The sequence below is a fragment of the Streptomyces sp. NPDC031670 genome, from assembly GCF_055580545.1.
In genome coordinates this window covers 26,071-28,542 of sequence record NZ_JBVILC010000040.1, presented here as the reverse complement: position 1 = coordinate 28,542, position 2,472 = coordinate 26,071, and the positions used below count along the sequence as shown (strand labels likewise).

At 69.1% G+C, this 2,472-nt stretch carries 1 protein-coding gene and 1 pseudogene; one reads left to right on the top strand and one right to left on the bottom strand.

Annotation, left to right across the window (positions count from 1 at the left end):
• Nucleotides 1-150, top strand: a pseudogene (locus tag ACZ5ID_RS36185) (IS5/IS1182 family transposase); the annotation flags it as partial.
• Between the two features lie 340 nt (nt 151-490).
• On the opposite strand, the gene ACZ5ID_RS36180 reads toward ACZ5ID_RS36185, so the two are convergent.
• The gene (locus ACZ5ID_RS36180; protein ID WP_468906814.1) at nt 491-2,182 is read right to left on the bottom strand and encodes an FG-GAP repeat domain-containing protein; all 1,692 of its coding nucleotides are present in this window, start codon (nt 2,180-2,182) and stop codon (nt 491-493) included.
• Nucleotides 2,183-2,472 lie beyond the last annotated feature (290 nt).

The following is a 2,472-nucleotide window of genomic DNA, read 5'->3' as shown; positions in this document are numbered from 1 at the left end:
CGTGAGGCCTACAAACAGCGCAACACTGTCGAGCGGTGCATCAACCGCCTCAAGCAGTGGCGCGGCATCGCCACCCGCTACGAGAAGACGGCCGCAATCTACCTGGCCGGACTCCACATCGCAGGCATCTTCCTCTGGTCCGCACAGTGATCCAAACGAAAGCCCCTAGTTCCCTCCTGTATTGCGTGGTGAGAACCACCTGATGCGGCTCAAAGGAGCATCAAGTCGGCCTCACGGGGCGGGAAGCGGGAGGCGAAAGACGGGGCTTCCGAGGCGCCGAGGGAGCCATCCGTGCGGGTCCGGATGGTGAAGAGCGGGTGCGCGGGGGCGACCAGCCGGACGGTCCGTGCCGGGCACTGTGCCGGGAGGTGGAGCCCACCGTCCCGGTACGAGCGCCAGCGACAGCAGGAGGCCGTGGGTGTCGGAACACCCACGGCCTCAGTATCTACTGGCATCTACTGGGTCGTCAGGACTGGGAACGGTGGCCTGCTCAGATGAGGGCGTTGTACGTGTTCCAGCCGTCGCCGATCTGAAGGCGTGGCCCGAACGGCGCGCCTGCGTTGCCGGTGGCGAAGTAGATCCAGAGCCTGCCCTCGTGGTCACGGGCCAGCAGGCTGCCTGCGTGGCCGTGCCCGGACAGGTCTCCGGGCGTGGAGAGGGCGGTGTAGGTGTTCCAGCCACCGCCGATGCGGGTGCGGTCGCTGAAGGGGGTGGCGGCCCGTCCGGTGCCCCGGTAGAGCCAGAGCACACCGTTGTGGTCGCGGGCGACCAGATCGGGGCGTCCGTCGCCCGTCAGGTCGGAGCCGCCCGCGATCATGGTGTAGGTGTTCCAGCCGCCACCGACGCGGGTGCGGGTGGCGAAGGGCGCGCCTGGGTTGCCGGTCCCCCTGTACAGCCAGAGCGTGCCGGCCCGGTCGCGCGCGAGGAGGTCCGGCCTGCCGTCCCCGGTCACATCGCCCGCGCCGAGAAGGGTGTCGTAGATCTGCCAGCCGCCCCCGACCCGGCTCCGGGACAGGAACGGGGCGCTGCCGTCGCCGCTGCCCGCGTAGTACCAGAGCACGCCGGAGCGGTCGCGGGCGACGAGGTCGCCGTTGCCCTGGACGCCGAAGGTGGAGACCTTGGTCAGCAGGTCGTACGCCTGCCAGCCGCCTCCGACGCGGGTGCGGGGGGTGTAGTACTGGCCGTGGTATTCGGGGTACTCGCCCTCCTTGTACTGCCACAGGACGCCGGCGGCGTCCCTGCCGTAGAAGGAGTGCCTGGCGGAGGCGGGGACGTAGTCGTGTTCGAAGTGGAACTCCTGGTCCTGTCTCAGTACCTCTCTTCCTTCGTCGGCGAACGTGCAGAAAGCGCCGTTGAGGAAGCTGGCCGGAAGCCCCCAGGAGGCAGACAGACGCAGGTCCTCGGTTGCCTCGACCGGCTTGTCGGCTCCCCACGAGCGCGCGGGGAAGTCGAGGACGGCGGCGCCACTGGCATCGGTCGTCCAGGGAACCCGGGCGTACTGCGAGCCGTCCGTCGAGTACTCGACCGTCACCCCCTCGGTCAGCTTCGTGGCGCTGTAGCCGGCGGCTGCCAGCTGCCGCGCGGTGAATCGCAGCTGGGTGTGTGTTTTCGTCGGGGGCGAAGGCATGGCCCCCATGTGCGTGGTGAGTCGCATGTGGGCGGGCTGGGGGTAACCCGCGCTGACGACGATGGTCGCGTTGGTACCGGTGCCGTGCCCCGGGGAAACCCAACTGCTCGTGAACGACGGCGACGACAGAGGCATCATTATCGGGCCCTGCTCCAGGGCGTTGTCGAGGAACTGTCCGCTGGCACCGTCCACGAGGCGGCCGTACAGGGAGACGTGGTTGCCCACGCCGTATTCAGCGGCCACGTGCAGATGGGTCGTGCCTTCGGCCAGAGGTGCTCCGGGTACACCGTTGTGATCGCTGTCGGCCGCGCCGATCTCGAAGATCCTCCTGGACCCATCCGACGGGTCGTAGTGCGACGGCACGTCGGTACCGGCATCGTCCATGATGCGTATGTGGTCCAGTCCGGCGCCGTGGAGGTCCAGCCGGATATAGGTATCGCCGGCGGGCGGGCGGGTGACCGTGAGGTCTACGTCCCCGGGGGTGCCGTTGACGTAGACGGTGCTGGGGGTGCTCAGATCCAGTCCGGCTTCGGAGGCGCCGGCGTCGGCAGCCATGGCCGTCTGTACGGGGGTAGCGCCGATTGCGGTACTCAGCGCGGCGATCGCCAGCGCGACGCGGTGACGATGACTGATACGCACGTGGGGAGGCCTTCCGGGGGGCTGGTCAGGTGGTGGAGCAGGTGTCCCGGCCCTCGGGGGCCGGGACACCCTGCGGCTGGGTCAGGCGAGGTCGCGGAAGGTGGCGAAGCCGCCTTCGTTGGGCCAGAGGCGTTGGGCGGTGCCGAGGTGGCCGTTGCCGTCGCCTGCCCACCAGTAGAGGTTGCCTGCGCCGGAGATCGCGGCGA

Coding starts and splice junctions, on each gene's coding strand:
- ACZ5ID_RS36180 (WP_468906814.1), bottom strand. CDS start 2,182: ATGGCTGCCGACGCCGGCGCCTCCGAAGCCGGACTGGATCTGAGCACC.